A 24,436-nucleotide genomic window follows, 5' to 3' on the forward strand; every position below is an offset into this window, starting at 1 on the left:
GCCTATCCAAGTGATCCTTTCGGCGAGACGACGATGAGCCTGAACCTGTTGCTGGTCGAGGACGATGCGGTGTTCGCGCAGGCGATGGCGGAGGAACTGCGCGGGCTCGATCACCGCGTCACGGTCGCGGTCGATGGCCGCGAGGCGCTGGCCGCGGTCGACAGCGCGCCGTTCGATGCGGTGGTGCTCGACCGGATGCTGCCCAAGGTCGACGGGATGTCGGTGCTCGCGCGGCTGCGCGGCGGCAACATGACGGTGCCGGTGATCATGCTCACCGCGCTCGGCCGGTCGGTCGAAAAGGTCGAAGGGCTCGAGGCCGGGGCGGACGATTACGTGGTCAAGCCGGTCGCCGCTGCCGAACTCAGCGCGCGGCTGGCCGCGATCGTCCGCGGACGTGGTTGGACCGGCGGCAGCGCCGACACGATCCGCGCGGGCGACATCGTCGTCAGCCCAACCAAGTTCCGGGCGTGGCGCGACGGCACCGCGCTCGATCTCGGCAAGCTCGAGTTCAAGCTGCTTGCCGAGTTCGTCGCCAATGCCGATGCGGTGCTGACGCGGGCGATGCTGGTCGAGCGCGTCTGGGGCTACGACTTCGCGCCGACCACCAACATCGTCGACGTCTATGTCCGCCACCTCCGCGTCAAGCTCACCGCGGCGGGCGGCGAGGACCCGATCGTGACGGTGCGCGGCGTCGGCTACATGTTGCGCGGGTGATGCGGTTCCGGTCGCTTCGCACGCTGACCGGGGCCTTCCTGCTGGCGTTCCTGGTCGCGACGATCGGGACCGGGGTCGCGATCCACGGCATCACGCTGCAGACGATCGAGCGGTTGGTCGACCGCCGTATCCTGGTCGTCAGCGATGCGATTGCCGGCGTTCCGGGCGACCGCCGACCGCCCGACGTCTTTCGCCGGATCGACGCGGCGATGCGCGAACGCGATACCGGCGATATCGGTTTGCTGCTGGTCGATGCGAACGGCCGTCGGCTCGGCGGCAACATCGCCTTGTCGCGCCGCCTGCCGCTGGGCTTCTCGACGATCGCGCGGGACGACCGGATCGCCGGTTTGTCTGCCGGGCGCGCGCTGGTCCGCACCCTTGATGGCGGTATGACGCTGACCACGGTCGCCGAGACCGAGCCGTTCGACGACTACAACGCCGCGCGCACGCGGATCTACCTGACCGGGTTCGGCTCGATCGTGCTGATCGTGATTGGCGGCATGGTGTTCTTCGTCGTCACGATCGGCCGGCGGATCGGTGAGACGCGGCGCACGGTCGAGGCGATCATCGACGGCGACATGACGCGACGTGTGCCGATTCATCCATCGGGCGGTGAGTTCGCGAATCAGGCGATGGCGTTCAACCGGATGCTCGACCGAATCTCGGACTTGATGGCGAGCATCAGCAACGTCTCGAACGACATCGCGCACGATCTGCGCACGCCGCTCGCGCGGCTGCGCAGCCAGCTTGCGCTGACTGTACGCCGGGCCGAGACGGCGGCGCAGCGCGAGGATCTCGAAGCCGCAATCGCGATGAGCGACGAGCTGCTCACGATGTTCGCGGCAATGCTGCGGATCGCCGAGGTCGAGGGGGGCGATCGTCGCGCCGCGTTCGCGTCGTTCGATCTCGCTGACTTGGTTCGGGAGGTCGGCGACATGATGCAGCCGGTCGTGGTGGATAGCGGTCGGCACCTCGACATCGTCGTGAAGGAACCGGTTCAGATCGTCGGTGATCGCCAGTTGCTGGGTCAGGCGATGGTCAACCTGATCGAGAACGCGATCCGCCATACGCCCACCGGCACGCGGATCGAGATCGGCGTCGTCTCGACCAAGGCCGCGACGATGCTGACGGTGACCGACGATGGCCCAGGCATCCCGGCCGACCACCGCACACTGGCGCTTCGCCGGTTCGGGCGTCTGGACATCAGTCGTCACGATGTCGGGCACGGCCTAGGCTTAGCGCTGATCGATGCGATCGTTCGCCTGCACCGGGGGACGCTATCGCTCGAGGACGCGGGACCTGGGTTACGCGTAGTACTCACGCTGTCGCGGGACTGATCCAACAAGTAATCCTCCCCCTTGCGGGGGAGGATCGTGAGGTCAGAACTTGACCGAGGCTTCCATGCCGTAGGTGCGCGGCGCGTTGAAGTTGCCGTAGTCGCCCAGCACGTTGTTGACGCTGCCCGATGTGAGGTTGGTCGTCGGGGCGCCCGGCAGGCTGTTCGACGGATCGCGGCGGAACACATACTGCTTGTCGAACAGGTTGCGGACCCAGGCCGAGATCGTCACCGCATTGCTGCCGCCGACATGGATGTTCGCCAGTGCCAGACGCGCGTTGGCGATGAACGCCGGATCGTTCTTGGTCGCGAACTGGTCGAAGGTCTGCGTGGCCTGCGAGTAGTTGCCGTCGAGGTGGAACTTCAGGTCCATGTCGCTGATCGGCATCGTGTAGTCGATCGACCCGTTGGCGGCGTTGCGCGGCGTGAACACGATGTAGAAGTTCTGGTACACCCCGGTCGACGCGATCAGCACCGGCGGGATCTTCGTGTAGGTGTACGCATAGCCTGCGGTCAGCGTCAGCCCGTCGACCGGCTGCACGGTCAGATCGGCCTCGATCCCGCGGATCTTGGTAATCCCCGGCGCATTGATCGTCACGAGGTTGTTAAAGCTGCCCGACGCGGTCGTCTGGATCGAGCTGATGTCGACCTGGCTGTTCTTGCGATCCATGATGTAGCCGGCAAGGTTCAGGCGCGCACGGTGGTTCCAGAAATCGGTCTTCGCGCCGATCTCGTACGACTTCACGTCCTCGGGGTTGAACGTCTGGTAGTTGGACGTCCGCGAGCTGGCACCGCCGGCACGGTAGCCGGTCGCGTATTTTGCATAGACGTGGACCGTGTCACTGGCGTCATAGGCGAGCGTCGCCATCGGATTGAAGCGGTTCCAAGTGGCGTCGAGCGGCGCATAGCCGGCCGCCGTCAACTGGGCCTGGGTCGCCGTGTCGTAGTTTAGGTTCCGCGAGAAATGCAGCACGCCCTGCTTCTCGTCGCGCGTGTAGCGGCCACCGGCGGTCAGGTGAACGCGGTCGGTCGCGTTCCAGGTGACCTGGCCATAGCCGGCATAGCTCTTCGAATGCACTTCCGAAGCACGATCGATCGAGCGACAGCCCACGAGCGAGCCGAACCCGCCCGACCCGGTGCAGGGATCGAGCACCGAGATCGTCGTCAGCGACGAATTGAACGCCAGCGAGTTCGGCGTCGCCGCGTCGTCGCTGATATGCTCGTTGAAGTAATACAGCCCGGCAACGTAGTCGAACTGGCCGACCGTGCCGACCGCCTGGAATTCCTGGCTAAACTGATTCTGGTGGAGGTCGGCGAGGCTGTAGCGGCTGAAGTTGCACGCGGTACCGGTGCAGCCTGCGGCGACGACGGGGACGCGGTGATAGCCGCCGCTATTGTCATACTGGGTCGCGTTCACGCCGCGCCATGCGGTGATCGAGCGGAGTTCGATCTCGGGTGCGACATCCCAACGGATGTTCGAGGTGAAGCCGTGCGTCTTGTCGACACTAGGCTGCTGTGGCACGCCGATATCGGCGACCTTCGCGCGGCTGGTGCCGTTGACCACGACCTGGCTCGGAAGCGGCTTCACGGTGCCGGTAAGCGTGGTGTAGTTGGTGCCGGGGAGGGCACAGGCGGACGATGCCGATTGCGCCCCCGCCTTGCACCCGTTCGGGTTCACGTTGAGCAGCTGGCTGTAGAACGGGCTGTTCGAGTCATAGCCGTTATCGTAGCTGAAATCGGCGGTCATGCCCGAGATCGGGTGGACCCGCGCGGTCGCCTTGAAGCCGCGGCGATGATAATAGTTGAAGCCGGTCTGGCCCTCGAGCGGGTTCTTGGTGGTCGCATCCTGATGCTGGATGACGCCGTCGAGCTTCAGCGCAACGCCGTAGGTTTCCGGCAGGTCGAGATGCAGCGTACCGTTGTAGCTGCCGTAGTTCGCGATCCCGCCGGTCGCGCTGCCGCCCCATTTGCCGCTCGGGCCCTTGGTGACGATGCTGAGCGCGCCGCCTTCGGTGTTGCGACCGAACAGCGTGCCCTGCGGGCCCTTGAGCACTTCGATCCGGTCGACGTCGAACAGCGCTGCGTTCAGGCCGTGCTGGCGACCGAGATAGACGCCGTCGATATAGACGCCGACGCCCTGCTCGCGGGCGGGCTGGTTGGCGTCGAGCGGCACGATGCCGCGGATGCCGATCGTCAGCGCGGACTGGCGCGCCTCGAAGGTCGCGACACGCAGCGACGGCACCGCGCCGTCGGCGAGATCGTAAAGGCTCTGGACGTGGCGATCGGTCAGCGCCTGGCTGCTGAGCACGTTGATCGCGATCGGCGTCTTCTGCAGGTTGGTCTCGCGCTTGGTCGCGGTCACGACGATCTCGCCCAGGCCGGTCTGGTCGGCAGGGTCGGCGGTCACGGGGGCGGCAGGATCGACGGGCACGGGATCGGCGGCGGCGACGGTCGCCGTATCCTTGGTGGCAGTCGGCGTGGCGGCAGCGGCGAAGGCGGGCGACGCGATCGCGACCGTCAAGGCGGCGCCGGCCAGCAGCCGCAAGCGCAGGCTTGCTGAATTCAACATCGAGGAGTTCCCTTTTTCGGCAGTGTTTGCCTTGAAGGGCGCGATAGGCGGCGGTCGTGGCACGTCCGTTACGATTATAAGAATCGCGTGTCCGACGTTTTTAATGTTGGCTTAATGCGCGTCGCCAGCGTCGCGCGAGATGACGGGGCTGTCATGTTCCTGTCACGCACGCGTAACGCGGCTGCCATCCGCAGCGGCTACCGCGCCTCCCAAGCCGGCTGGACAAAGCCGGGACATCCGGGGACCCATCATGACATCCAACCTGTCGCGCCGCTTTCGCGGCCCTGTTTTCGCGCATGGCTTGCTCGCTGGCTGCGCGCTGATGCCGTTGAGCATCGCCGCCGCGCACGCTGGTCCGATCGCGGCAACCCCGATCGCGGCAACCCCGGTCGGGGCGCCGCGCGCGCCTGGATCAGTTACCGGCACGGTGTCGCAGGCTGGCAGCGGCGACTATCTCGATGGCGCATCGGTCTCGATCCCCGCGCTCGACCTGTCGACCGTCGTCGATCGCACCGGGCGGTTCTCGCTGAACGGCGTCCCCGCCGGCACGCATGAACTCGTGATCCGCTATGTCGGCTTCCCCGATGCGCGCCGGACCGTCACGGTCGCCGATGCCCCGGTAACGCTCGACGTGGCGATGACCGCGGCCGTTGGCACGGATGCGGGCGCAGGCGAGGGGGCGGAGATCGTCGTTTCCGGCTCGCGTCCGATCGCGGAATCCGAAGCCGCAGCGCTCCAGATCCAGCGCACCAGCCCGTCGCTCGTCTCGGTCATCGCCTCGGATTCGATCGGTCGCCTGCCCGATCAGAACGTCGCACAGGCGGTCAGTCGTCTCCCCGGCGTCGGCGTCCAGCGCGACCAGGGCCAGGCGCGCTACATCACGCTGCGCGGCGCGCCGATCAACTGGACCACGCTGTCGATCGACGGCATCAACGTCGTCAGCCCCGAAGGCCGCGACGCCCGCTTCGACTCGATCCCGTCGGCGATCGCCTCGCAGATCATCGTGCGCAAGGCCGTCACCCCCGACATGACCGGCGAGACGATCGCCGGTAATGTCGACATCATCACGCGATCCGCGTTCGATTATCCGGGTATGAAAGTGCAGGCCAAGGGCGGCCTCGGCCATGTCGAACTCGGCAAGAAAACCGAATATGAGGGCTCGCTCGTCATCTCCGACCGGATCGACACCGGGATCGGCGAGTTCGGCATCGTCTCGTCCGCCAGCCTGTATCGCCGCGGCATGGTCACCGACAATTTCGAGACCGATTTCGAGGCGGTCAAGGAGGACAAGCGGCCCGGCTATCAGACGCGCAACTGGGCACGTGAGACCGAGAACAAGCTGTATCGCCTGACGCGGAAGAACTATTCGCTGTCGACCCGGCTCGACTGGCGCCCGGCGCCCGGCCACAAGCTGTTCGCCGAGACGATCTACTCGGCGTTCCAGGACGACGAGCAGCGCAACAACTACATCTTCGATCTCGACGATCAGCAGTCGCGGGCGCCGACCGGCAGCGCCGGCTGCAACGTCAACGCTCGGCCCGCATCGGGCACCACCGGCTATGCCGACGTCTGCACCGGCAACACGCCGCTGCTCGGCACCGTCTACGGCGTCGATCTCAACGCGAACTTCACGGTACGCAAATACAAGCAGTCGGTGTTCACCAACACGGTCGGCGGCGATCACGAACTCGGCGAGTGGAAGGTCGCATGGCGCGGCAATTTCACGCGCTCGATCGACGACCGGACTCAGCCGGCGCAGCTGAACTACGAAAGCCCCAGCTTCACGAACGCCACCAACCGGCTGACCGTGGGCTATGACCTGACCGACCCGCAGCTGGCCAAGGTCCAGCTGTTCCGCACGATCCGCAACGCCGACGGGACGTTCTCGCGCGGCGCACAGGTAACCGCGATCGAGGATTTCCCGACTTCGCTGACCCGTCTCCGCTCGCTGAAGGCGCAGGACGTGACCGAGGCGTACACCGCCAAGCTCGACGTCAGCCGCGAGGCGTCGCTATTCGGCGCGCAGACGGTGTTCACCGCCGGCGTCCGCTATGACGATCGCACCAAGACCGCGAACGAGGATCTGCTCGATATCAACAGCGCAGCGCAATTCGCCGCCGCGGGAATCTCCACCAACTATTCCGCGATCGCCAAGTCCGGCGGGTTCCAGGGCGAGATCCCGCTCGGCTACACCTTCCAATATTTCGACCGCGACAAGGTGCTCGGGTTGGTCGACCAGGCGAAGACCGTCGCCAGCTATCTGCCGGTTGACGCGAACTATTATAAGGTCGGCGAGAAGGTCTATTCGGCGTACGCGATGGCCACGGTGACCACCAACTGGGGCAGCATCATCGGTGGTGCCCGCGTCGAGCATATCCGCAACGACGCGCGGGCGTTCTCGATCAATGCCGCAACGAGTGTGGCGACGCCGGTCGAGGCGAAATCGAGCCAGACGCTGGTGTATCCGAGCCTCCACCTGAACTGGGACGTCAACGATCGGATGAAGGCGCGGCTGTCGTTCAACACCGGCGCCGCACGGCCCGATTACGATCAGCTCCGCCCGAACCTGACCTATAACGACGCCAACCTGACCGTGTCCGGCGGCAACCCCGACGCGAAGCCCGAAAAGGCCAAGGGCGTCGACGCCTATGTCGAATATTACACGATGCCCCGCGGCTTCCTGTCGATCGGTGCCTATTACAAGGACGTCACCAACGTCCTGTTCGACTCGGTGCAGACCTTCGGCAGCACGATCCTCAACAGCGGCAATACCGATCGCTCGCAATATCAGTTCTCGACCGTCCTGAACGGCGGCAAGGGCTATATCATGGGCATCGAGGGCGCGATCCAGCAGCAGCTCGATCCGTTCACCGCCGATCTCGGCCTGCCGGACTGGATGGGTGGCTTCGGCATCCAGCTCAATGCGACGATCAACAAGAGTCGCGCGGACACGCCAGGCACGGCTGATATCCCGTCGCGCAAAGTACGACTGCCCGGCGCGTCGGACGCGATCTACAATTTGATCGCCTATTACGAGAAATATGGCTTCTCCGCGCGCGTCTCGTACCAGAACCGCTCGGCATGGCTCGACGCGATCGGCTCGGTCGCGAAGGTCGGCGACACCGTCCGCGGCGTCGATGGCGGCGACTTCTACTGGGCCAAGGACAATGAGCTCGACGCATCGGTGCGCTACGCGATCAACGGCAATGTCGAGATCTACGGCGATTTCGCCAACCTGCTGAACGGTCCCGGCCGCCGCTATGTCGGGTCGTCGGCGTACACGATCGAACATGAGACGTTCGGGCGGCGCTATACCGGCGGCGTGCGGGTGACGTTCTGATGCGCGCGCTTCCGTTTGCGGCGGTGCTCCTCGCGGGATGTGCCACGACCTCGGCCCCGGTGGCGGTCGAGGCACCGATGGTCGCGGCGACGGCGGAGACCGACCCGGTCGACACCGCCGCCGACGCCGCGGACGATCCGGCGATCTGGCGCAACGCGAGCGATCCGGCGAAGAGCCTCGTCATCGGCACCGACAAGAAAGCGGGCATCCACGTATACAGCCTGACCGGCAAGCGACTTAGCTTCACGCCTGCCGCCCGCCTCAACAATGTCGACCTGCGCGATCTCGGGGGACGTGTGATCGCCGCCGCGAGCGATCGCGCCGACGTAAATACCGCACACGTCTCGCTGTTCACCCTCGACACGGCGGCAGCAAAGCTCGTCCCGCTCGGCCGCTTCTCGGTCGGGCCGGGCGAGGCCTACGGCATGTGCCTCTGGACCCGCGCGCGCGACCACGCGCTGTTCGGCTTCGTCGTGCTCAAGGACGGCCGCATCGACCAGGTCGCGATCGACCTGTTGGGTGCGTCGCCGAAGGTGACCACGGTCCGATCGATGAAGCTCGCCACCCAGTCCGAAGGCTGCGTCGTCGATGATCGCACCGGGCAGCTTTATGTCGCGGAGGAAGACGTCGGGCTCTGGCGGTTCGACGCCGATCCGTCCGCACCCGTCACCGGGACCCCGATCGCCAAGGTCGACGGCAGGACGCTGGTCGCCGATGCCGAGGGTCTGGCGCTCGCACCCTCGGGCAGGATCGGCGGTTATCTGGTCGTGTCGAGCCAGGGCGACAACGCCTACACGTTCTACCGTCTGCCGGGCGTCACCTATGCGGGCCGGTTCCGGATCGGGGGCGGCGGCATCGACGGGACCAGCGACACCGACGGCATCGACCTGATGCTCGGCGATTTCGGCCCCGCCTATCCGGGTGGGTTGCTGGTGGCGCAGGACGGCGACAACGCGCCCGCCACGCAGAACTTCAAATATGTCGGTTGGGATGCGGTTCGGCGGGCGCTGAAACTGCGCTGACCGCCGCCACGCTGGCGCGCGTTACGCCGCCGCGATCGACAGCGTAGGCAACTGGTCCGCGACCACCACGTGGTCGCGACCGGCGCCTGGCGCGGTACGGCGCGTTGTGGGCCAACGGGCGAGGGTCGATCCGTCGTGCGCGCCCCTTACGAGAGCCGGGCTACGATCACATCACATCGATGAAAATTTGGAGCGGGTGAAGGGAATCGAACCCTCGTCACTTGCTTGGGAAGCAAAAGCTCTACCATTGAGCTACACCCGCCGACACGCGTCGTTCGAGGCGTGGTGCGGTGTCCGTACCCGGCACGATCGCGAAGTTCAAGTATCAAGCGCACACGGAACGTCCGCGGGCGTCCGACGCTGTAGCACCACGGGCGTCGTGCCCGAAAGGACCAGCGCATGTCGACCTCCACACCGATCCACACCGACCCGTCGGACGTTGCGCTGACCGATCCGTCGCGGACCGGCGTGTCGCGGACGGGCTTGTCCAAGCCGGTTGCGGCGTTGATCGTGGCCGGCGTGCTGGGCGCGAGCGCAGTGTTGGGACGGCGTAACGCGCCCGATCCCTCGCACCCCAAGACGCGGCGCTGGTACAAACGGCTCGACAAGCCGGGCTTCACGCCGCCCGACGCGGTGTTCGGCGCGGTCTGGCCGGTGCTCGAAACCGGGCTTGCGGTTGGCGGCTATCGACTGATGCGCGCGCCGGCCGATCCGCGTCGCAACGCCGCGGTTGGGCTGTGGCTGCTCAATACCGCGATGGTCGGCGGGTGGACCGAGTTGTTCTTCCGCAAGCGCGCGCTGGAGACGAGCGCGATCGCGGCAGGCGGGATGGTCGTCACCGGCGCCGCCTATGTCGCCACCGCCGCCAAGGTCGATCGGCCGGCGGCGGGGCTGGGCGTGCCGTTCGTCGCCTGGCTCGGCTTCGCGACCGTACTCGCGACCCGGATCAGCCAGCGCAACGATACCCGACGATGAGCCGGCTGACCGTATGGCATGATGGCGACTGCCCGCTATGCCGGCGCGAGATCGCACTGATGCGGCGGCTCGACCGGCGCGGCGCGATCGAGTTCATCGATGCGACCGATGGCGACGCTTCCTGTCCGATCGACCGGCGCGAGCTGCTCGCACGGTTCCATGCACGTGAGGACGGGCAATTGCTTTCGGGCGCGGCCGCGTTTGCGGCGATGTGGCGGGCGATCCCGGTTCTGCGCCCGCTGGGGCTCGCCGCGCGCCAGCCGATCGTGCTGGGCCTGCTCGAGCGCGTCTATATCGGCTTCCTGCGCGTCCGACCCAAGTTGCAGCGCGCGCTGCGACGGCGCGAGGCGGTGAAACCATGACCGTCGCACGCGATCCGGTGCTGCCCGGACAGACCAGCGTCTGGGACTTCCCCCGTCCTGCGATCGCCGAGCGATGTGCGCGCCACATCCGCATCGAGCATCGTGGGCAGGTTATCGCGGATACGCGCGCGAGCGTGCGGACGCTCGAAACCAGCCATCCGCCGAGCTATTATATTCCGCCCGACGACGCGACGATGGCGCTGCTGCGGCGCTCCACGCATCGGTCGTTCTGCGAGTGGAAGGGCGATGCGGTCTATTACGATCTCGTGCTCGATGGAGAGACGCTCCGCAACATCGCGTGGAGCTATCCCGCACCGACCCGCGCGTTTGCGGCCTTGCGCGACCATCTCGCTTTCTATGCTGCACCGTTCGATGTGTGCACCGTCGATGGCGAGATGGTCGTGCCGCAGCCCGGCGGCTTCTACGGCGGCTGGATCACCGCGGATCTTGCCGGGCCGTTCAAGGGCGTGCCCGGCAGCCGCTATTGGTAAGCCTTATTTGAGTCCGGCGGCCCGGCGCACCGCGAGGCCTGCGCCGGCCCAGTCGACATCTTCGCCCTCCAGCGCGATCGCGGTGCGCAGATGGTCGCGGACGATCCCGAGCAACGGCATCGGCGTGCGCGAGGTGCTCGCGGCGGCATCGACGAGATTCATGTCCTTCAGCCCCAACGGCGCGGCGAACCCGGCGGGCTTGAACGCATCGGCCACGAGCATGTCGCCATAGGTCTTGTAGACCGGCGCCGAGAACAACGTGCCGGTCAGCACCTCGAGCAGGGTCGCGCGGTCGACGCCGCCCTTTTCCGCCAGCGTCATTGCTTCCGCCATCGCCTCGACCGCGGCCATGATCATGAAATTGCCGCTGAGCTTGACCAGATTGGCGGCCGACGGCGTGGTGCCGACGCGAAAGACGCGCTGGCCGATCGCCTCGAACAGCGGTTCGCAGCGATCGATCAGATCGTCCGCGCCGGCTGCGACGACGAACAGCTTGCCGGCCTCGGCAGCGGGCGGGCGACCGAAAACGGGTGCCGAAATATAGCGATCCGAGTCCGCTGCGAGGCGGTCGGCGAGCGCGACGCCGATCGTGCTGTGCGAGACATGGAGCGCGGGCGCGTTCAGGATACCATCGTCGCCGTACACCACGGCTTCGAGCGCGGTGTCGTCCGCGAGCATCGTCATCACCACGTCGCCCTGCGCGGCGGCTGCGGGAGTCTCGGCGAGCGTCGCGCCGGCTGCAACCAGGTCCGCCGCCTTGTCGGGCGAGCGGTTCCACACCGTCACCGCATGCCCCGCCTTGACGAGATTGGCGGCCATTGCGCTGCCCATCTGGCCGAGACCGATGAATCCGACTTTCATGCTCTATCCTTCCGACTGTCCGTAGCGGGCCAACGCACACCGCAGCGGATCGCTGCGTTAGGCGCGCAGCGGATCGCTGCGTGAGGCGCGCTGCGGCAGGCTGAGACGCGCGACCAGTCCGCCGGCCGGTGATCGGCCCAAGGCGAGACTGCCGCCGTTGAGTTCGGCGAGTTCGCGCGTGATCGACAGGCCGAAGCCGTGGCCGTCGCTGCGTTCGTCGAGGCGGCGGCCGGGCAGCATCGCTTCCGCGATCGCGCTGTCGTCGAGGCCGTCACCATCGTCGGCGATACCCAGCGTCACCATGCCATCGGCGGCGCTCGCCTCGATCGTCAGCGCCGACCGCGCATGGCGCCACGCGTTGTCGAGCAAATTGCCGATCATCTCGTCGAGATCCTGCGGGTCGATCGCGACCGCAAGATCGGCGGGGATGGCGCGTTCGACCACGATCGGCCGATCCGCATGGATCCGCCGCAACACCGCGAGCAGGTCGTCGACCGCGGGGGCGATCTGGGTTCGAACGCGTGCGCCGCCGGTCGCATCGGCGCGCGCGCGACCGAGATGATGGCGGACGCGGCGGTCGATCTGCTCGACCATGTCGCGGACGTCGTCGTCCGCGCCGGTCTCCGCCAGCTTGAGCGACAGCGCCGCCAGCGGGGTCTTGAGGCCGTGCGCGAGATTGGCGACATGCTGGCGTGCGTGCGCGAGCCCGGCGGCGTTCTGGTCGATCAGCGCGTTGAGTTCGGTGACGAGCGGTTGCAGTTCACCGGGCTGGTCGTCGGGGACGTGACGCTCAGTACCGGCGCGGACGGCGGCGAGCGCCGTGCGGAGGTCGCGCAGCGGACGCAGGCCGAAGCGGAGTTGCACAAACGTCGCCAGCGCCAGCCCGACTCCGAGCAGCGCGAGCGAGCCGAGCAGCGGGATCATCGCCTCGCGCAACGGGTCCTCGACGATCCGCCGCGGCCCGATCGCGGTGATCGTCACGGAGCCGCGCGGCGTGGCGACATCCATCGTGCGCGAGTGGAGGCGATTGCCGCTGCGATCGCGCGTGTCGCCGGCATGGAGGGCGTGATCTTCGGGACCGCCGGGGCCGGGAGGATGGGGACGCTCGGGATCGGGCTGCGGGGCTGGCGGTACTGCGTCGATCGGTGGCGCCGGCTTGGGGGCGGGCGGTGTGATCGGGGGCAGGGGGCGGGTCGTGCCGCTATCGAAGCGACCGGCGGGGCCTTCGACCTGCCACGACCAGTCCGATCCGGGCTCGCCGAATTCGGGCAGGTCGACCGCGCGCGTCCGGTCGAGCGTCGCGTCGGGACGGACCGCACGCGCCAGCACCGCGACCTGCGCATCGAGCCGCTCGTCGAGTCCGCGTGTGACGAAGCGTTCGAGGACATGACTGATCGTCACCCCCGCGAACAGCAGCGCGAGCCCGGTCGACAGCCCTGCGATAACGAGCATCCGCCCGAAGAGCGATCGGGGAATGAGGCGGAAGCGGGTCATCGCTGGCGCCCGTTAAAGTGAGATGATCCGTGCTTTACACGCCACCCCGGCGAAGGCCGGGGCCCAGGTGGAAAGGCTTTTATAATGGCGGACGACGCTCCGTTAGCACCGTCCCCCAACTGGGCCCCGGCCTTCGCCGGGGTGGGGCCTAAGTTACAACGCGTGGTCGGTGCTATCGCCATCACGCCCCATCCGCGGTCAGCCGATACCCACGCCCGCGCACCGTCTCGATCATCTGCGCCCCGATCTTCCGCCGCAGCCGACCGATGATCACCTCGATCGAGTTCGAATCCACATCCGCATCGCCCTCGTAGACCCGCTCGATCAAGTCGGCGCGTTCGATCACCACTTCGCGGCGGAGCATCAGTGCCGACAGCACGCGCCATTCGAACGCGGTGAGCTTCAACGGCAGGCCATCGCGCTCGAAGGTGCCGAGTTGCGCATCGAACGTCAGCGGCCCGCACGTCACGCGCGCCGCGGCATGACCGGCGGCGCGGCGGACCAGCGCGCGGAGGCGCATCACCACCTCCTCGACGCGGAACGGCTTGACGACATAATCGTCCGCGCCCGCCTTGAAGCCCTCGACCTTCTCCGACCAGCCATCGCGGGCGGTGAGGATCAGTACCGGCAGGTCGCGCCCCGCCGCGCGCCAGTCGCGAAGCACCGAAAGCCCGTCGCGCTTGGGGAGGCCAAGGTCGAGCACCGCCGCGTCGTACAGTTCGGTGGCGCCGAGATGGCCGCCGTCCTCGCCGTTGCTCGCGACGTCGACCGCGAAATGCTCCGCGCGCAACGCTCGCGCCAACCCGTCGGCGATCGCCGCATCGTCCTCGACCAGTAATACCCGCATGCGCCTGTCCCTATGTCCAAGATCACAACGGAAACTGAACGGCTTGGTTCAGCGGGCGTCGGCAGCGTGCGCCTAGAAGGTGATTCGTCAACCAATGAGAGGAACGACGCAATGACCGAACATTCCCACACCGCGCCCAGCAAGCGGTTCAATCTCCGCCGCAACCGCCTGGCACTCGCCGCCGCCGGCTTGCTCGTGGTCGGCGGTGCCGCCGGCGCCGTCACCGTCGCCGCCACCCGTCCGAGCGTGACGATGGCGCCCGCAACCCCAGTCGCGATCCGCTCGCTCCAGTCGGACGGCATCGTCACGATCCGCGGCACCGTCGCCGAGCAATACGGCAACAAGTTCGTGATGGCCGACCGCACCGGCCGCGCGCTGGTCGATCTCGGTCGCGGCGGCGAGGGTAGCAACCTGGTCGCGACCGGGCAGCCGGTGACGATCCAGGGCCGGTTCGAGGATGGTTTCGTCCACGCCTCGTTCCTCGTGGCACCCGGTGGCAAGGTGACCGCGCTCGGCCCGGTCGGTGGCCCACCGCGCGGTCCGCATGGCCCTGGTCCTGATGGTCCGGGTCGCGATGGTCCTGGTGGCCCCGGTGGCCCCGGTGGCCCCGGCGGTCCGGGTGCTCCCCCGCCACCGCCGGCAGGGGTCGCACCGCCCCCGCCAGCCGGCATGGCACCGCCGCCGACGGCGCCGGGTGCAGCCCGCGCACCAGCCGGGTCGCTCCCCGCGCCGGCAGCGGCACCTGCCCCGCAGGCGACGCCAGCGACCTGAAGTCTGTGGAGCCGGGTAACACCGGCTCCATTTTTCAATCGGTGCGAACTCTGCAATCCTCCCCCTGGCGGGGGGGGGCGTGCTTAGCGGGCGATCGACGCGGCCCTTGTCGCTTCGGCGGGGCGTGATTGCGTGATCGGTGTGCGGACCCAGTAGCGGCCGGTCACGACCAGCGGCAGCGCGAGCAGCAGGCCAGCGCCGACATCCCAGACGCCGTCGCCGATCAGGCCTGCGCCGAGCCCGGCACAGGTCGATACGCCCAGCAGGATCGGCAGTGCGAAGATCTGGCGGTTGGTCTTGTGGGTCATGCGATTTCTCCCGCCATCACGACTTCGCGGACGCGCTGGTCGCTCGGACCGCCGCGACGACGCAGCCAAAGATACAGCCCGCTGCCGAGCACGATGATCGTCAAAATGTCGAAGATCGCCCAGACGATCTTCATCGCGAGGCCGCCGTAATTCCCGAAATGCAGCGGCTGTGCGAGCAGCATCGCCTGCATGTACCAGGGCATCGGCACGACCGCGTCGAGCCGTCCGGTCGCGGCATCGACGAAGCCGGGTAGCAGCAGCTTCGATGTCAGCGGCGTCGCGCCCTTGAGGAACACGGCGTAGTGATGCGGGCTGCTGAAGACGACGCCGGGGAAGGCGATGAACTGCGGCTTCATCTCGGGCGCCTTGCGCTGCACCGCGTCGAGCGCCGCCTGGACCGATGCACGCTGGACCCCGAGCGGGGTGCGCGTCTCGCTGGCGATGATCTCGGCGAGGCCGTTCGACTTCCAGATGGCAGTGATCGGCACGACGAAGGTGTTGATCGTCCCCGTCACGCCGACGACGCTTGCCCACACCAGCGTGACGATGCCGAGCAGGTTGTGGCGGTCGAGCCAGCCGAGCCGCTTGCTGCGTCCGCGGCGCAGCGTGCCGAAGTCGAGCTTCGCCATGAACGGTGCGTAGAGCACGACGCCGGACACGATCGCGGCGAAGAAGAGCAGGCCCATCACGCCCAGGAAGATCTCCGCCCAGAAGCCGAGGAACATGTCGGTGTGGAGTTTCAGGATGAACGCCATCACGCCGGGGACGTAGGGCGGCATTTTCGCCCCGGTGCGCGCGTCGAAGGCGAGGAAATGCATCGCTGCCGGGGCTGCATCTGCGGTGGGGCCGGTGGTGACGTAGACGATCGGGCGCTCTTCGTCGAAGCTGATGTAGAGCGGGAGCTCGCCGGGGGCCGCCTTCGCCGCGCGGGCCAGAATGGTGTCGAGCGAGAGCGATGGCGTATTCGCGGGTAGCGTCGCCATCGGCGCGGGCGGGTTGAGCCAGCCATCGATCTCCTCCTCGAAGATCAGCGGCAGGCCGGTCACGCACAGCATCAGCAGGAACGCGGTGCAGATCAGGCTCGTCCATTTATGGACGAGATACCAGGTCTTGATCGTGCCGCGGGTCATGTGCGGGCAGCGGTTCTGACGAGGGATATGATCTTCCGGGCGGTCACCGGGATACAAGTACAGAATTGATAACGATGTGCAATAGCGACGTTAGGGGCCTTACGAACTGATCCTCCCCCGCAAGGGGGAGGTGGCTGGCCCTTGCCAGACGGAGGGGGAGGAAAGGGCAACTGCTGTCGCGCGTTCCTCCCCCTCCGTCACCTTTGGTGACTCTCCCCCGTCACCTTTGATGACACCTCCCCCTGGCGGGGGAGGATTGTGTGTCAGGCTACGCCTGCGCCGCCCGTGACGCCGTAGACCTCACCCGTGATATAGCTCCCCTCCTGCGACGCGAGCAGCACATACACCGGGGCGATCTCGACCGGCTGGCCCGGACGGCCGAAATGGCTCTTCGACCCGAACGTCTCGACCATCTCCTGCGGCTGGCCACCGCTTGGCTGCAACACCGTCCAGAACGGGCCCGGCGCGACGACGTTGGCGCGGATGCCTTTTTCGATGAGCTGCTTGGCGAGACCCTTGGTGTAGGCGACGATCGCCGCCTTGGTGGTCGCATAGTCGAGCAGATTGTCCGACGGATCGTAACCCTGGACCGACGCGGTCGTGACCACTGCTGCGCCGACCGGAAGATGCGGGACGGCCGCCTGGACGAACCAGTGCAGCGCATAGACGTTGGTCTTCATCGTCTGGTCGAAATCATCGGTCGAGATATCGGCCACTGTCGGCCGCGTCTGCTGTCGGCCGGCGTTGACGACCAACACGTCGAGCCCACCGAACGCATCGACCGTCTGCTGGACCGCGGCGCGACAGAACGCCTCGTCCTTCACGTCGCCAGGCAGCGCGAGCGCTTTGCGCCCCTCGGCCTCGATCAGCGCGACGACTTCCTGTGCATCAGCCTCCTCGGCGGGGAGATAGACGATCGCGACATCGGCGCCCTCGCGCGCATAGGCGATCGCGGCGGCGCGACCGATGCCGCTGTCGCCGCCGGTGATCAGCGCCTTGCGGCCGGTCATCTTGCCCGAGCCCTTGTAGCTCGTCTCGCCGTGATCGGGCTTCGGGTCCATCTTCGACGCGATACCCGGGGCTTCCTGCGGCTGTTGCGGGAAGGGGGGCTGCGGATATTGCGTGCGCGGATCCTGCATCGTGAGCCGGTCGGCCATGGGAAGCTCCTGTCTGGGGGGAACAGGGGCAACCGATGGCCGACCGATCGGGTTGCGCTTTACTTGAGCAGGATCAACGCCTTCGACAGCGTCATGTAGATCCCCCAGAGGATCGGCAGCCCGACCGCGAGCCACGCGAACACGACCACCGGCGAGGTGCCGGTAGACGTGGCGACCGTCGCGCCGGCCACCGTCTCGACCGTAACGGGCCTGTCGTCGGCGGGCATGTGGAACTTGGCGGCGACCGGCCGGACGAACAGGTTCGCGACGAACCCGGCGACGAGCATCGCCGCCAGCACCCAGAAGATCGGCGGATAGATATCGCTGCGGGGCACACCCGCCGCGATCGCGCGGTCCCGCATGTTGGCGACGAGCAACGGCCCGACCACACCCGCGGTCGACCACGCGGTCAGCAGCCGCCCGTGGATCGCACCGACATATTTCGTCCCGAACAGATCGGCGAGATACGCAGGCGCAGTCGCGAACCCGCCGCCGTACATGGAGGCGAGGATGCAGAAGACGAGGATGAACAGGCCGAGCGTCGTGCCGGCGAGCGCCGGTGCGGCGAATCCGTAAAGCACCGCGCCCGCGACGAGGATCGTCGCGAACAGCGGTTTCCGCCCGATCCGATCGGACAGCCACGCCCAGAAGAAGCGCCCGCCGATGTTGAACAGGCTGATTGCGCCGACAAAGCCTGCGCCGACCGCCGCCGCCGCCTTTTTCTGGTCGTCGTCGAACGCGGTGAACAATACGCTAGGTGCGTCGATCAGCCGTCCGCCGAACAGCTCCTGCAACATCGGCGAGGCGATGCCGATGATCCCGATCGACGCGGAGACGTTGAAGAACAGCACCAGCCACACGAGCCAGAATTGCGGCGTGCGGTGCGCGTCCGACAGCGCGACGTTCAAGCTGCTGATCGACGCCTTGGCCGATGTCGGCGCGGTCCAGCCGGCGGGCGCCCAGCCCTCGGCGGGCACGCGGTAGCCGATCGCGCCGGCCATCATGAACACGAAATACACGCTCGCGAGGACCAGGAACGTCTGCCAGACGCCGACGCCTGTCGGGCTCGCGAAATGCTTCATCAACAGATCGGCGAGCGGTCCGCCGATCATCGCGCCGCCACCAAAGCCCATGATCGCCATGCCCGTGGCCATGCCGCGACGGTCGGGAAACCATTTGATTAGCGTCGAGACGGGCGAAATGTAGCCGAGCCCAAGCCCGATCCCGCCGATCACGCCCGACCCGATCCAGATCAGCCAGAGCTGGTGCATTGACACGCCGATCGCGGCGATGCCCATGCCGCCACACCAGCAGAACGCGGCGACGACGCCGGCCTTGCGCGGGCCGGCGCGCTCGAGCCACCCGCCCCAGATCGCAGCCGACGCGCCGAGCACGACGAAGAACAGCGTGTACGTCCAGACGAGGTCGCTCACCCGCCAGTCGCAGGTCGTCGTGGTCAGCGCGCCAAGCAGCGAGAGGTCCTTGCAGACGACCGGATCGGTGATCCCGATCGCACGCGACAGCGGCAGCCAGAACACGCTGAACCCGTAGGCCATGCCGATGCACAGGTGGATCGCGAGCGCGCAGGGGGGCACCAGCCAGCGGTTGAAGCCGGGGCCTGCAACCGTGCGCGCCCGGCTCAGAAAGCCGTCCGCGCCCGAATCTCGTCCGCCAAATTCGCCTGTTTCAGCCATGTGCCCCCCGATTATCTGCTTATATTCGGGGACGATGGCCGATCAGGCGCTGAATGTCACCTCAAGCGGTTCGAACCCGTCGATCGTCGCGCGCACCGCCTGTCCGCGCTGGATCGGGCCGACGCCGGCGGGGGTGCCGGTGAAGATCAGATCGCCGGGCGCGAGTTCGACGAAGGTCGACAACGTCGCGATGATTTCGGGGATGTTCCAGATCATCATCGACAGGTCGCCCGACTGCCGCGTCTCGCCATCGACTGTCAGCGCGATGCTGCCCGAGGCGGCGGGGACGCCCGGCGTCAGCGCCGCAACGGGGGCGGAGCGATCGAAGCCCTTCGCCATGTCCCACGGCCGCCCGATCTTCTTCGCCGCCGCCTGGAGATCGCGGCGCGTCAGGTCGATCCCGACGCCCGCGCCGAAGATCATCGCCGCGGCATCCTCTACGGCGACGTCCTTGCCGCCTGTGGAAAGCGCGACGACCAGTTCGACCTCGTGATGCAGGTCTTCGGTCTGCGGCGGGAAGGGCAGGGCGCTGCCGTTCGCCACCACCGCATCGGCGGGTTTCGTGAAGAAGAACGGCTCCTGCCGGTCGGGGTCCGACCCCATCTCGCGTGCGTGATCGGCATAGTTCTGGCCGACGCAGAAGATCCGGCGAACCGGAAAGCGGTCGGTCGTACCGGCAATGGCGATCGTCGGGGCAGTGACTTCGGGAATATGCATGATGGCTCCTTTGGCGGCCTTCATCACGCGCCCGGCCGCGGTTTGCAACGCAGGCGGAACGTCCTCGGGCACGATGGGTTGGGCCTGCATACCCCAGGAAAACCTGCATTCGCAGTGGAGATACCGATGCCCAGCACCCAACCCGTGCCTTTCGACCCGTCGGTCGAGACGATCGCTCCCGATGAAGCGGAGACGTTGCAGGGCATGAAGGACTCGTTTCGGGAAATCCTGGAAACGACGTCGCAGGATTACGGCCATGCGGTGCGCGCGGTCCATGCCAAGGCGCACGGCATCGCGCGCGGATCGATCACGATCGCCGACGGCCTGCCGCCGATCCTGGCGCAGGGCATCTTCGCGACGCCTGGCCGGCATGAGGCGGTGATCCGTATCTCGACCAATGCGGGCGATATCCTCGACGACAGCGTCAGCCTGCCGCGGGGGCTCGCGCTGAAAATCCTCGATGTCGCGGGGGATCGCCTGCCGGGGTCCGAAGGCGACACGATTCAGGACTTCATCATGGTCAACGCCCCCGCTTTTTCCGCCAAGGATCCCAAGGCGTTCGGCAAGAACCTCAAGCTGCTGACCAAGACGACGGATCGGTTCGAGGGGGTGAAGAAGGCGATGTCGGCCACGTTCCGCGTCGTCGAGTCCGCGCTGGAGGCGGTCGGCGCGCAGTCCGCGACGCTGACGACGCTCGGTGGCGCCAAGCCCGTGCATCCCCTGGGCGAGACCTATTATTCGCAGACCGCGTTCCGGTACGGCGACGCGATCGTCAAATTCGCGCTGTTCCCGGTATCCCCCGAACTGACGAAACTGACCGGCAGCCTCGTCGATATCACCGCGCGACCGGACGCCCTGCGCGAGGTCGTCCGCGACGCCTTCGCCGAGCATGGCGGGACGTGGGAGTTGCGCGTGCAGATCAACACCGATCTCGATGCGATGCCGATCGAGGACGCGTCGGTCGTCTGGGACGAGGCGGTCAGTCCCTATGTGACGATCGCCAAGCTCGAAATCCCGGCGCAGGTGTCATGGGATCAGGGCAGCAGCGAGCGGACCGACGACGCGCTGGTCTATAGCGTGTGGAACGGGATCACGGCGCACCAGCCGCTTGGCGGGATCAATCGCGTGCGCAAGGAGACCTACGAGATGTCGGCCGAATTCCGCGGGCAGTTCAACGGGTGCCCGGTGCATCAGCCATCGACGTTGTCCGACCTTGCCTGACATATCGGCCAAGGGGGGCACCTCGTTGAAGCTGTTCCATGTCAGCGACGTACATTTCGGTGCGGAAGACCCGGCGGCGATCGCGTGGTTTTCCGAGCGGGTCGCGGTCGAGAAACCCGATGCGGTCATCATGACCGGCGACTTGACGATGCGCGCGACCAAGGACGAGTTCCAGCGTGGCGGCGACTGGTTGCGCTCGCTCGGCGTGCCGGTGACCTTGGAGGTCGGCAACCACGACATCCCCTATTATTGGGACCCGTTCCGGCGGCTGTTCGCACCCTATCAGCGCTATGCCGCAGTCGAGCAGATGATCGAGCGGCCGCTTGAGCTTCCCGGCGTCACGGTCGTGCCGCTCAAGACGACGGCGCGCGCGCAGTGGCGGTGGAACTGGTCGAAGGGTCGCGTGAGCTCCGGTTCGCTCAAGCGCGCGCTGGCGATGATCGCGGATGTGCCGAAGGGCAATCTGATCCTGATCGGCGCGCATCATCCGCTGATCGAGGGCGGGACGACCGGGACGGCGAAGACGCGCAATGGCGACGAGGCGCTGACCGCATTGGCGGAGGCTGGCGCGGATGCGGTGCTGTCGGGGCACGTCCACGACCCGTTCGACGTGCCGGTCGAGCGCGAAGGGCGGATCATCCGGATGATCGGTGCCGGGACGCTGTCAAAGCGGACGCGCGGGAGTCCGCCGGCGTTCAACGAGATTCGCGTCGAGGGTGGGCGTTTCGAGACGCTGGCGCGGACGCTGTCGGACGAGAAGAAGCACTCGATCACGAGTGAAGTTTGAAATGCTAGGCTGTCTGAGGCGTTAGCTCGCGCTCGCCCAATTGCGCGTCTTCGTCATCCTGACGAAAGTCAGGATCCAGGGTTACAGAAGGGAGCCTGCGTGGCTCTGGATCCTGACTTTCGTCAGGATAACGAAGTTCAGCAGGCGACGCTCGCCTCCTGGTCCGCCTTAGTCCGGCGCTTTCCCGGAATTGAACTCGATATCGATCTCGACCCAGCCGCCAAGGATCTGCTTACCCCCCACGCGCGGCGGGCGGACGCGGAATTGCCACGCGGCCTGCCGCATCGCCCGCGCGAGGCCCGACCCGACCGGCGACTCGCTGAGCGCACGGCAATTCTCGACCTGGTAGTTCGCGATCATCCGGCACGCGATCTTCGCCCAGCTGTTAGGCGGCGGTGGGCTTTTCAGATAGCCGTTGAGCTCCGCGTCGGTCGGGCGCCGATACCACTCGACCTTGTACAGACGCTCGCCACCAGGGCCTTCGCCGGGACCATAGGCTGCGCCACTGTCCTTGCCCTTTCCCGAGCCGCTGCCGCCGTCTCCGCCGGCAAGCTGGTCGTCGGGATGCGATGGCATCTTCGAGATATCAGCGGCGTCGAACATCTCCATCCCGCCGAGCATCTTGATCGGCAGGGGCGGGGGCGACTTTGGCGGCGCGGGCGGTGCCTGTGCGGAGTCTGCACGCGGTGCGGCGCGCGGTGGCGACCCACCGCTTGCCCGCTTCTGCTTGGTCGGCGACGGTGTACGCTTTTGCGGTGTGGGCGCAGTCTGATCGGGCGCGATCTGGAATGTGACCGGATCGCGGCGCTCCTCGGGCTTCACGACGGCCGAAGGCGTCAAGCGCAACAACAGCAATAGGATCAGGATATGCGCGATGACGGTGAGCACGAACGCGCCGCTGCGCCGGCGCGCCGAGCCGCGCGTCTCGATCGACGAAGGATGGTACGCCGACCGCATCGGCTGATCGCCTAGCTGCGCCAAGGCGCGACGGCAACGCCTGGCGTCGATGATCTTTTTGTCACCATGGTCACTGAAAACTGTCGACCAATTCAGCCGCGCTCATCGACAAGCGCGGCGATCGCGTCCGCGGCCGCCTCCGCGCCGTTCTCCCGCGCAACCTGCGCACCGACCTGCGCGGCCGTCTCGCGCATCCGGTCGGTCAGGATGGCGGTGATCGCGGCACCAGCACGCGTGATCGTGAAGTGCTTCGACGACAGCGTCTTGCCGACGCCGATCGATTGGATGCGGTGCGCGTTGTCGTATTGATCGCCCATGTGCGGGACGACGAGTTGCGGCTTGCCGGCCCGCAGCGCCTGGCCGGTCGAGCCCGCGCCGCCGTGGTGGACGATCGCGCTGGCCTGGGGGAACAGCAGCGAGTGCGGCGCATAGCGGCAGACATGGATATGTTCACTGGCGGCGGTCCGGTCGTCGTTGCCGGTCAGCAACACGGCCCGCAGCCCGAGCGCGCGCGCGGTTGCTGCGGCGGTGGCGTAGAAGTCGCCGGGGGCAAACGTCGCGAAGGATCCGAGCGTGAAGACCAGCGGCGGTGGACCGGCGGCGAGGAACGCCTCGAGCGTTGGCTCAAGCGTTTCGGGCGCACCGGTATCGCTGTCGAAGATCGCAAAGCCAGTGACGCGCGCATTGTCGGGGAGGTCAGGCTGGCGCGGCGCGATGGCCGGCGAATAGCAGCACAAGGTAAGGTCGGCGCTCGCGGGCGTCTCGAGCAGCAACGCCTGGCGTGACGGCGGCAGGCCGCGTGTCTTGCGAACCGTATCGACGTGCCATCCATACCGATGTCGCAGCACGCCGCGCATGACCCGGTACACCGACCGGTTCCAGGCGCGGCCGATCGGCCCGGTCGGTGCGTGGGCCATCATTGCGAAGTCGGGCGTGCGGGGTGGCGCATAGGCGGAGAAGGTCGCCATCGGCTGGAGCAGAACGTTGACCAGCGGCACGCCGCGCGTCTCGGCGACGATTGGCGCGGCGAAGACGAACAGCGAGGCGACCAAGGCGACCGCACCCTCCATCGCCTCGTCGAGCGCCGTCGTGCTGTCGGCGAGCCACGGCATCAGGATTCGGTTCATCAGATAGGTCTGATCCGACATGATGCGCTTTGCGACCTGGTCGGGCGGCATGCCCAAAGTCTCCGTCAACGCGTCGAACCCGCCGACGATGGCGATGCCGGTCAGCCCCGCGGCTTCGACCTTGGCGACGTGATCGGCAGGTACCGCCAGCACGACCGCGAACCCTCTGGCCTTCAGCGCAAGGCCGATCGCGATGAAGGGATGCAGGTCGCCGAGCGAGCCGATCGTGGCGAGAACGATCTTTCGCATCGGCTCTGTGTTGTCCTTCCCGGCCGCTAATTTCGACAGCACCCGCCGCAGCCGTACAGCGGGAATGCGACTCCTTTGTTGCGGAGAAATCGTCGATGCCGTGGTGCACAGCATGAAGCCACGCGCGCTAAGGGGGCCGATCTACTGTCAGCTCGGACCGCCAGATCCGCATTTTCCGCGTCAGCCGGACAAGTTCCGGGATTCACGGTCGCGCAAATCGAAAGACGTGTCTTGCAGAACGGGGAACGCCGGACCGCGTCGGTATCCCTCTCGAGTAAGAGCCGACCCGCAGTTCGACGGCGGCACC

The 24,436-nt window shown here is 67.0% G+C and carries 21 protein-coding genes and 1 tRNA gene; 10 read left to right on the forward strand and 12 right to left on the reverse strand.

Annotated features, from left to right (window positions below):
• The first annotated feature begins 33 nt into the window (after nt 1-33).
• On the forward strand, nt 34-714 hold the full coding sequence (locus C8J40_RS14420; protein WP_207901239.1) for a response regulator transcription factor: 681 nt from the start codon (nt 34-36) through the stop codon (nt 712-714).
• Entirely contained in the window at nt 714-2,051 is a 1,338-nt protein-coding gene (locus C8J40_RS14425) for an ATP-binding protein (protein WP_132897616.1), read from the forward strand. The genes C8J40_RS14420 and C8J40_RS14425 overlap by 1 nt, the downstream gene beginning before the upstream one ends.
• Nucleotides 2,052-2,093: 42 nt before the next feature.
• On the opposite strand, the gene C8J40_RS14430 is transcribed toward C8J40_RS14425, so the two are convergent.
• Nucleotides 2,094-4,619 (reverse strand): TonB-dependent receptor, encoded by a 2,526-nt coding sequence (locus C8J40_RS14430; protein WP_132897617.1) that lies wholly within the window; start codon nt 4,617-4,619, stop codon nt 2,094-2,096.
• Nucleotides 4,620-4,869: 250 nt separating this feature from the next.
• Here C8J40_RS14430 and C8J40_RS14435 point away from each other — a divergent pair, with 250 nt between their 5' ends.
• Nucleotides 4,870-7,959, forward strand: a complete 3,090-nt coding sequence (locus tag C8J40_RS14435; protein ID WP_165911465.1) for a TonB-dependent receptor — start codon at nt 4,870-4,872, stop codon at nt 7,957-7,959.
• On the forward strand, nt 7,959-8,981 hold the full coding sequence (locus C8J40_RS14440) for a phytase (protein WP_132897619.1): 1,023 nt from the start codon (nt 7,959-7,961) through the stop codon (nt 8,979-8,981). The genes C8J40_RS14435 and C8J40_RS14440 overlap by 1 nt, the downstream gene beginning before the upstream one ends.
• Nucleotides 8,982-9,169: 188 nt before the next feature.
• Here the strand turns inward: C8J40_RS14440 and C8J40_RS14445 are convergent.
• Nucleotides 9,170-9,243, reverse strand: a tRNA-Gly gene (locus tag C8J40_RS14445).
• A gap of 137 nt (nt 9,244-9,380) precedes the next feature.
• Here C8J40_RS14445 and C8J40_RS14450 point away from each other — a divergent pair.
• The 3 genes from C8J40_RS14450 to C8J40_RS14460 are packed head-to-tail and all read left to right on the forward strand — an operon-like array spanning nt 9,381 to nt 10,809.
• Entirely contained in the window at nt 9,381-9,956 is a 576-nt protein-coding gene (locus C8J40_RS14450; protein ID WP_132897620.1) for a TspO/MBR family protein, read from the forward strand.
• Entirely contained in the window at nt 9,953-10,318 is a 366-nt protein-coding gene (locus tag C8J40_RS14455) for a DUF393 domain-containing protein (protein WP_132897621.1), read from the forward strand. Before C8J40_RS14450 ends, C8J40_RS14455 begins: the two co-directional genes overlap by 4 nt.
• Complete coding sequence (locus C8J40_RS14460; RefSeq protein ID WP_132897622.1) at nt 10,315-10,809, forward strand: DUF427 domain-containing protein; 495 nt, start codon at nt 10,315-10,317, stop codon at nt 10,807-10,809. Before C8J40_RS14455 ends, C8J40_RS14460 begins: the two co-directional genes overlap by 4 nt.
• 3 nt (nt 10,810-10,812) lie before the next feature.
• Here C8J40_RS14460 and C8J40_RS14465 read toward each other — a convergent pair whose 3' ends face one another.
• From C8J40_RS14465 to C8J40_RS14475, 3 genes are all read right to left on the reverse strand, one after another.
• Nucleotides 10,813-11,670 carry an NAD(P)-dependent oxidoreductase gene (locus C8J40_RS14465; protein WP_132897623.1) on the reverse strand — a complete coding sequence of 286 codons (858 nt, stop codon included), beginning with the start codon at nt 11,668-11,670 and terminating at the stop codon, nt 10,813-10,815.
• Nucleotides 11,671-11,727: 57 nt separating this feature from the next.
• Entirely contained in the window at nt 11,728-13,164 is a 1,437-nt protein-coding gene (locus C8J40_RS14470; RefSeq protein ID WP_132897624.1) for a HAMP domain-containing sensor histidine kinase, read from the reverse strand.
• 181 nt (nt 13,165-13,345) lie between these two features.
• A complete protein-coding gene (locus C8J40_RS14475; protein WP_132739318.1) occupies nt 13,346-14,011 on the reverse strand; it encodes a response regulator transcription factor in 666 nt (221 codons plus the stop codon).
• Between the two features lie 111 nt (nt 14,012-14,122).
• Here C8J40_RS14475 and C8J40_RS20380 point away from each other — a divergent pair, with 111 nt between their 5' ends.
• Nucleotides 14,123-14,782: a hypothetical protein gene (locus tag C8J40_RS20380; protein WP_207901240.1), complete on the forward strand. Its 660-nt coding sequence runs from the start codon at nt 14,123-14,125 to the stop codon at nt 14,780-14,782.
• An 83-nt stretch (nt 14,783-14,865) separates the two neighbouring features.
• Here the strand turns inward: C8J40_RS20380 and C8J40_RS14485 are convergent, their stop codons facing one another.
• The 5 genes from C8J40_RS14485 to C8J40_RS14505 all read right to left on the reverse strand — a co-directional run bounded on the left by C8J40_RS14485 (nt 14,866) and on the right by C8J40_RS14505 (nt 19,788).
• Nucleotides 14,866-15,090 carry a hypothetical protein gene (locus tag C8J40_RS14485; protein ID WP_132897625.1) on the reverse strand — a complete coding sequence of 75 codons (225 nt, stop codon included), beginning with the start codon at nt 15,088-15,090 and terminating at the stop codon, nt 14,866-14,868.
• A complete protein-coding gene (locus tag C8J40_RS14490; protein ID WP_132897626.1) occupies nt 15,087-16,220 on the reverse strand; it encodes a PepSY-associated TM helix domain-containing protein in 1,134 nt (377 codons plus the stop codon). Before C8J40_RS14490 ends, C8J40_RS14485 begins: the two co-directional genes overlap by 4 nt.
• Nucleotides 16,221-16,483: 263 nt before the next feature.
• The gene (locus C8J40_RS14495) at nt 16,484-17,377 is read right to left on the reverse strand and encodes an SDR family oxidoreductase (RefSeq protein ID WP_132897627.1); all 894 of its coding nucleotides are present in this window, start codon (nt 17,375-17,377) and stop codon (nt 16,484-16,486) included.
• A 59-nt stretch (nt 17,378-17,436) separates the two neighbouring features.
• Nucleotides 17,437-19,071 (reverse strand): OFA family MFS transporter, encoded by a 1,635-nt coding sequence (locus tag C8J40_RS14500; RefSeq protein WP_132897628.1) that lies wholly within the window; start codon nt 19,069-19,071, stop codon nt 17,437-17,439.
• Between the two features lie 42 nt (nt 19,072-19,113).
• Nucleotides 19,114-19,788, reverse strand: coding sequence for a fumarylacetoacetate hydrolase family protein (locus C8J40_RS14505; protein ID WP_207901241.1), 675 nt, complete (start codon nt 19,786-19,788; stop codon nt 19,114-19,116).
• Between the two features lie 126 nt (nt 19,789-19,914).
• Between C8J40_RS14505 and C8J40_RS14510 the strand changes: the two genes are divergently transcribed.
• Nucleotides 19,915-21,009: a catalase family protein gene (locus C8J40_RS14510; protein WP_207901242.1), complete on the forward strand. Its 1,095-nt coding sequence runs from the start codon at nt 19,915-19,917 to the stop codon at nt 21,007-21,009.
• A complete protein-coding gene (locus tag C8J40_RS14515) occupies nt 21,002-21,796 on the forward strand; it encodes a metallophosphoesterase (protein WP_243693403.1) in 795 nt (264 codons plus the stop codon). Before C8J40_RS14510 ends, C8J40_RS14515 begins: the two co-directional genes overlap by 8 nt.
• A 168-nt stretch (nt 21,797-21,964) precedes the next feature.
• Here C8J40_RS14515 and C8J40_RS14520 read toward each other — a convergent pair whose 3' ends face one another.
• Nucleotides 21,965-22,753, reverse strand: a complete 789-nt coding sequence (locus C8J40_RS14520; protein WP_132739304.1) for a hypothetical protein — start codon at nt 22,751-22,753, stop codon at nt 21,965-21,967.
• 92 nt (nt 22,754-22,845) lie between these two features.
• A complete protein-coding gene (locus tag C8J40_RS14525) occupies nt 22,846-24,129 on the reverse strand; it encodes a glycosyltransferase (protein ID WP_132897629.1) in 1,284 nt (427 codons plus the stop codon).
• Nucleotides 24,130-24,436: the final 307 nt, after the last annotated feature.

The sequence above is a fragment of the Sphingomonas sp. PP-CC-3A-396 genome (assembly GCF_004343105.1).
Taxonomy (GTDB): domain Bacteria; phylum Pseudomonadota; class Alphaproteobacteria; order Sphingomonadales; family Sphingomonadaceae; genus Sphingomonas.

What these genes read in the sequence shown, in the direction of transcription:
- C8J40_RS14420 (WP_207901239.1), top strand. Translation starts at nt 34, where the DNA reads ATGAGCCTGAACCTGTTGCTGGTCGAGGACGATGCGGTGTTCGCGCAG.
- C8J40_RS14425 (WP_132897616.1), top strand. Translation starts at nt 714, where the DNA reads ATGCGGTTCCGGTCGCTTCGCACGCTGACCGGGGCCTTCCTGCTGGCG.
- C8J40_RS14430 (WP_132897617.1), bottom strand. Translation starts at nt 4,619, where the DNA reads ATGTTGAATTCAGCAAGCCTGCGCTTGCGGCTGCTGGCCGGCGCCGCC.
- C8J40_RS14435 (WP_165911465.1), top strand. Translation starts at nt 4,870, where the DNA reads ATGACATCCAACCTGTCGCGCCGCTTTCGCGGCCCTGTTTTCGCGCAT.
- C8J40_RS14440 (WP_132897619.1), top strand. Translation starts at nt 7,959, where the DNA reads ATGCGCGCGCTTCCGTTTGCGGCGGTGCTCCTCGCGGGATGTGCCACG.
- C8J40_RS14450 (WP_132897620.1), top strand. Translation starts at nt 9,381, where the DNA reads ATGTCGACCTCCACACCGATCCACACCGACCCGTCGGACGTTGCGCTG.
- C8J40_RS14455 (WP_132897621.1), top strand. Translation starts at nt 9,953, where the DNA reads ATGAGCCGGCTGACCGTATGGCATGATGGCGACTGCCCGCTATGCCGG.
- C8J40_RS14460 (WP_132897622.1), top strand. Translation starts at nt 10,315, where the DNA reads ATGACCGTCGCACGCGATCCGGTGCTGCCCGGACAGACCAGCGTCTGG.
- C8J40_RS14465 (WP_132897623.1), bottom strand. Translation starts at nt 11,670, where the DNA reads ATGAAAGTCGGATTCATCGGTCTCGGCCAGATGGGCAGCGCAATGGCC.
- C8J40_RS14470 (WP_132897624.1), bottom strand. Translation starts at nt 13,164, where the DNA reads ATGACCCGCTTCCGCCTCATTCCCCGATCGCTCTTCGGGCGGATGCTC.
- C8J40_RS14475 (WP_132739318.1), bottom strand. Translation starts at nt 14,011, where the DNA reads ATGCGGGTATTACTGGTCGAGGACGATGCGGCGATCGCCGACGGGTTG.
- C8J40_RS20380 (WP_207901240.1), top strand. Translation starts at nt 14,123, where the DNA reads ATGACCGAACATTCCCACACCGCGCCCAGCAAGCGGTTCAATCTCCGC.
- C8J40_RS14485 (WP_132897625.1), bottom strand. Translation starts at nt 15,090, where the DNA reads ATGACCCACAAGACCAACCGCCAGATCTTCGCACTGCCGATCCTGCTG.
- C8J40_RS14490 (WP_132897626.1), bottom strand. Translation starts at nt 16,220, where the DNA reads ATGACCCGCGGCACGATCAAGACCTGGTATCTCGTCCATAAATGGACG.
- C8J40_RS14495 (WP_132897627.1), bottom strand. Translation starts at nt 17,377, where the DNA reads ATGGCCGACCGGCTCACGATGCAGGATCCGCGCACGCAATATCCGCAG.
- C8J40_RS14500 (WP_132897628.1), bottom strand. Translation starts at nt 19,071, where the DNA reads ATGGCTGAAACAGGCGAATTTGGCGGACGAGATTCGGGCGCGGACGGC.
- C8J40_RS14505 (WP_207901241.1), bottom strand. Translation starts at nt 19,788, where the DNA reads ATGCATATTCCCGAAGTCACTGCCCCGACGATCGCCATTGCCGGTACG.
- C8J40_RS14510 (WP_207901242.1), top strand. Translation starts at nt 19,915, where the DNA reads ATGCCCAGCACCCAACCCGTGCCTTTCGACCCGTCGGTCGAGACGATC.
- C8J40_RS14520 (WP_132739304.1), bottom strand. Translation starts at nt 22,753, where the DNA reads ATGCGGTCGGCGTACCATCCTTCGTCGATCGAGACGCGCGGCTCGGCG.
- C8J40_RS14525 (WP_132897629.1), bottom strand. Translation starts at nt 24,129, where the DNA reads ATGCGAAAGATCGTTCTCGCCACGATCGGCTCGCTCGGCGACCTGCAT.